This window comes from uncultured Abyssibacter sp., assembly GCF_964000955.1.
GTDB lineage: Bacteria > Pseudomonadota > Gammaproteobacteria > Nevskiales > OUC007 > Abyssibacter.
The window spans coordinates 1-4,803 of the sequence record NZ_CAXFCL010000072.1 but is presented as its reverse complement, the minus strand read 5'-3'; the positions used below and the strand labels follow the sequence as shown (position 1 = coordinate 4,803).

Annotated in this window: 1 protein-coding gene; it reads right to left on the bottom strand. The window is 67.7% G+C overall.

Annotated features, from left to right (window positions below; all coding sequences use genetic code 11):
* Positions 1-171 precede the first annotated feature (171 nt).
* On the bottom strand, positions 172-4,803 hold a 4,632-nt coding region (locus ABNS06_RS03405; protein WP_348672566.1), incomplete at its 5' end, for an Hpt domain-containing protein.

The following is a 4,803-nucleotide window of genomic DNA, read 5'->3' as shown; positions in this document are numbered from 1 at the left end:
CGCCGGTCGCGCCAGTCGACGAACCCCAGCAGCCAGTCCGGCGATCCCGTGTTGATCTCGACATGTTCGAACGCCAGCACGTCGGCAATGGCCGTGTTGGGCAGCAGCCAGGTCTCACCGTTGAGCGAGATCAGGGCACCGTAAATCTGTTCGGGCAACGCGTTGTCCGGGTTATCCATGCCCCGCCTCCTGGTCGCGGCCCAGCACGGATTCGATCTCGCTGAGCAACTGGGCTTCCTGGTACGGCTTGATCAGATAGCGGTTGACCCCGATGCGGGCCGCCCGCTCACGGTGTTTGTCGCCGGAACGCGAGGTAATCATGATGATCGGCAGATCGGCGAGTTCGGGCGTGTTGCGCACGTAGGTCGCCACCTCGAAGCCGTCCACGCGCGGCATCTCGATGTCCAGCAGCATGACGTCCGGCCGGTCGCCCTGAAGCTGCGCCATCGCGTCCATGCCGTCCTTGGCCGTCGTGACCAGGTAACCGTTGCGCGTCAGCAGGCGTTCGGCCACGCGACGCATGGTGATCGAGTCGTCGACGACCATCACCGTCAGCTCGTCGCTGCCCTGCGCGGGTTCCGCCGACGCGGTGTCCAGCACCGGTTGCAGGCTGGCGTACTGCGCATCAGCACGCAGCAGCGCCGCGAGATCGAGAATCAGCACGACCTCGCCGTCCGGCATGATCGTGGCGCCGGCCATGCCGGCGATGGCGCCAACCTGCGGGCCAACCTGCTTGGACACGATTTCGCGATTGCCCTGCAACTGATCGCAGACCAGCGCCACGCGCCGCTCGGCGCCGCCCAGACCCTCGGTGTAGGCGGTCAGAATCACCGGCAGATTGCGCGCATCGAAGGATTCCGGTGTCGGCACGCCCAGCAGGCTTCCGACGTAACGGACCGAGTAACGCTCGCCGCCGTACTCGAAGCTCGGCTCCTCGCTGGCGGCGAGGCGGCCGACGTCGTCGGCCGGGATGCGCGCGATCCCCTGCACGCCGCCGATCGGCACCGCGTAGGTTTCGTCACCAACCGACATCAGCAACGCGCGGCTGATGGCCAGCGACAGCGGCAGCCGGATCACGAACCGCACACCCTTGCCGAGTTCGGATCGCACGTCGACCGAACCGCCCAGGTGCTTGACCTCGGCGCCGACCACATCCATGCCCACGCCGCGCCCGGCGACCTGGCTGAGACTGTCAGCCGTCGAGAACCCCGGCTCGAAGATGAACTGCGCGACGGCCTCGTCCGAGGGCTCCGCCGTCGGACTCAGCAGGCCACGCTCCACCGCCTTCTGGCGGATCTTGAGCAGGTCCAGACCCCGACCATCGTCGGCGACCTCCATGACCAGCTGCGTGCCCTCGCGACGCAGCCGCACATCGATGCGCCCGGTTTCCGGCTTGCCGGCGGCGACACGATCATCCGGCGCCTCGATGCCGTGATAGACGGCGTTGCGCAGCAGATGCTCCAGCGGACCGGTCATGCGCTCGAGCACGTTGCGGTCCATCTCGCTCTCGATCCCCTCGAACTCGGCCGTCACGGCCTTGCCGAACTCGGAGGCGGTCTGCCGCACCACACGTTGCAGACGCTGCACCTGACGCGAGAACGGCACCATCAGCGTGCTCATCAACCCCTGCTGCAACGAGGTGTTGATCTGTCCCTGGTGACGCAGCATGCCGTCGACTTCGGTGACCTGCAGCGACAGCGTCTCGTGCAGGTTCCCCAGGTCGGCCACGGACTCGTTCAGGGCGCGCGAAAGCTCCTGCATGCGCGTGTACCGATCCATCTCCAGCGGATCGAACTCGTCCTCGTAACGATCCTCCTCCTGATCGGAGCGGCCCTGCTGCCGAGCCTGGATCTGGGCATCGGTTTCCAGTTCCATCTGCCGCAACTGCGCACGCGTGCGATCGATGGTCTGCTGCAATTCGTTGAGCTGGTTGGCCAGACTGCTGGCCTGCTGTTCCAGCCGCGAGTGGAAGATGCCGACCTCGCCCGCCTGGTTCAGCATGGTGTCGAGCTGTTCCACGGTGACGCGCGCCGTCTCGCGACGCACCACGGCCTGCTCGTCCTGCACGGCGGGCGGTGTCCAGAACAGGCGCTCGTCCCATTCCCGAATCTCGGGCTCGGCCGGCTCGGACGACGCTGCGGATTCAGGCTCGGCAGCCGCTGTCAGCCGCTCATCTTCACTGTCGACGATCCATTCGTCATCGACGGGCGCGATCGACGGCTCGGCCGGCTCATCGAAATCGGCGACCATGGGCTCGCTGACGGTCGGCTCTTCCGGCGGCGGTGCCACCGATTCGGCGACCGGCTCCTCCACGACGGGATCGACCAGCGCGGAATCAGGCGTCGTCGGAAGGCGCAGGCCGCGATCGATTTCATCGATGACGGCCGCCAACCGCTCCGCGCCAACCTCCGCGTCGCGCAGCCACCTCGGGGTGAACTGGCCTCCGGGCAGTTGCAACTCCAGTTCGGATTCCAGCGCATGTGTCTGCTCACCCAGCGCCTGCAGGCCGGCGACACGCGCGCCGCCCTTGAGCGTGTGCAGACAGCGACGCACGGTCGCCACGGCATCGGGCTGGCGGGACGGGTCCGCGGCCAGCCCGGACAGTGCGGCGCCCATCTCGTCCAGCAGTTCACCGGCCTCGGACAGGAAGATGTCGACGACTTCGGCATCACCTTCCTCTGCCTCGGTCACCGGCTGTTCCGGCAGCGACCCAACGCCCTCCGGCGCCGCAATCTCGTCGGTTCCCGACACATCGGATGCGCGGCCCATCCCGACATCGCCCATCGGTTCGACAGGTTCACCGTCGGTGGGCAGATCAACCGCCAGCGTCTGCTCCACGCCCCGATCCGGCGGCGCCGCGTCCACGACAAGATCGGGCTCGTCCGCGGGACTCGCAAGCTCCGTCGCTTCCGGCGCGACGACGTGCAACACGTCCTCCGGAGCGACAGCCGACTGACTGACGTCCGGTATCGCCGCAGGCTCATCAACCGCCACCACCGGGGCGGCGGCCACCTCAATCTCGGACTCGGGCTCCGCCGCGGCCAGATCGCCCTGACGGCCGAGGCGCTCCAGATCCTCGATGTCATCAAGCACCCGGCGGGGATCGACGATTTCGGCGCGCTCCAGCTGGTCGACCAGCGCGTGCAGACCGTCGACCACGTTGTGCAACTGGCTGACCACCGCGACATCACGGGACAGGCGTCCGGCAAGCAGTTCACCGACGGCGTCCTCCAGCCGGTGACTGACGTTGCCAAGCCCCGTCAGGCCGGTCGTCCGGGCACCACCCTTGAGCGTATGCAGCGCGCGAATCATCTCGTCCAGCGGCTGGTCGCTGGCCGGCGTTTCCTCGAACACCGCGAACGCGCGGTCAATCACCTGCAACAATTCCCGGGCTTCCTCGGCGAAGGTCGCCGCAAGCTCCGCGTCGAAATCATCATCCGGCGCCGACACGACGGCCGGCGTCGGCTCGGCCGCGTCTTCCGCCTCGGTCGACACGACATCGGGCGAATCCATCGGCGGATCGACCTCGACCACCGCCTCCACCGATGAGGCGACGGACGAATCTTCCGCCTGCTCGAACAACGGTGATTGCTGCTCCGGCATGCTCACGGCCAGACCGGAACGATGGGCGTCGAGCAACTGATAAATGTGCTCCACCCCATCGTCCATCGCGGCAAACCACGTCGCGTCCGGGGGCTCGGCGCCGGCGGTATCCCGGGCGAGCACGCGCTCGCGCAGCGACGCGGCGCGTTCCTTGACGTCGTCGATGTCCGCCATGCTCGCGCTGCCCTTGAGCGTGTGCAGCGCCTCGGCCACCTTGCGAGCGTGGTGCTCGGCATTCGGCGTGGTCTTCCAGGCCTGAATCTGCTGCTCGATGCCATCCAGCAGTTCGGCCGCCTCGTCGGTGAAGGTCACGATCAGCCGACGCCGCGCGCTGGACTTGCGGACATCCTCCGGCAGTTCGCGGTGGGCCTCGGCGGCGCGGTCGCGCAGACCTTGCAGGCCGGGCCGTTCGAGCACGCCCGCCTCGTCGGCGTCCAGCCAGGCGTTGAGCTCGGTCATCGTCTCGTAGATCAGCGAGCGCTCTGCGTCGCCAAGACCCAGCCCGGCGGTCATCACCGTCTCGCAGAGATCCTCCAGCTCGGAGACCAGCTCGGACACTGATTCCAGCGACAGCGACGCCGAGGCGCCCGCCACCGTGTGCAGTGCACGGACCAGGTCCTGCGTCACCGGGAACCGACCGTGCTCGTTGGCCGGTTGCGACTCCAGCCACAGACGCATGGTCTCCAGGTGCTGCCGCGCGTCCTCGCGGAAAATGCGATGAATCTCGGGGTCGTAGTCGTCCGCGGCCTCGTCGATCTGCAGGCCGCGGGCCACGCGATCGGTACGTGCGACCAGCGCGTTGGCCTGCTCGCCCAGCGGTTCGCCGTCGCGGAAACTCCCGATCACACCCGGCAACGCCTCCACGGCCTGCTCCAGTGTGCTGACCACGGCGGGCGTGACGCTCAACGCGCCCTCCAGACAGCGGTTGAGCATGTGTTCAACCGACCAGCCGAATTCACCGATGTCGTCGGCGCCGACCATGCGGCCGCTGCCCTTGAGGGTATGGAAGGCGCGCCGGATGGTCGTCAGCGTCTCCCTGTCCTCGGTGTTGCGCAGGAAGGTGGGCAGATGTCCCTGAAGCGTCTCCAGCACCTCCGCTGCTTCCTCGAGAAACACCTCGCGAATCTCGGGATCGATGGCATCCGGCGCCGCGGGCTCGGGCGGCTCAACAGCCTCGGCGGGGGCATCGACCACTTCCGG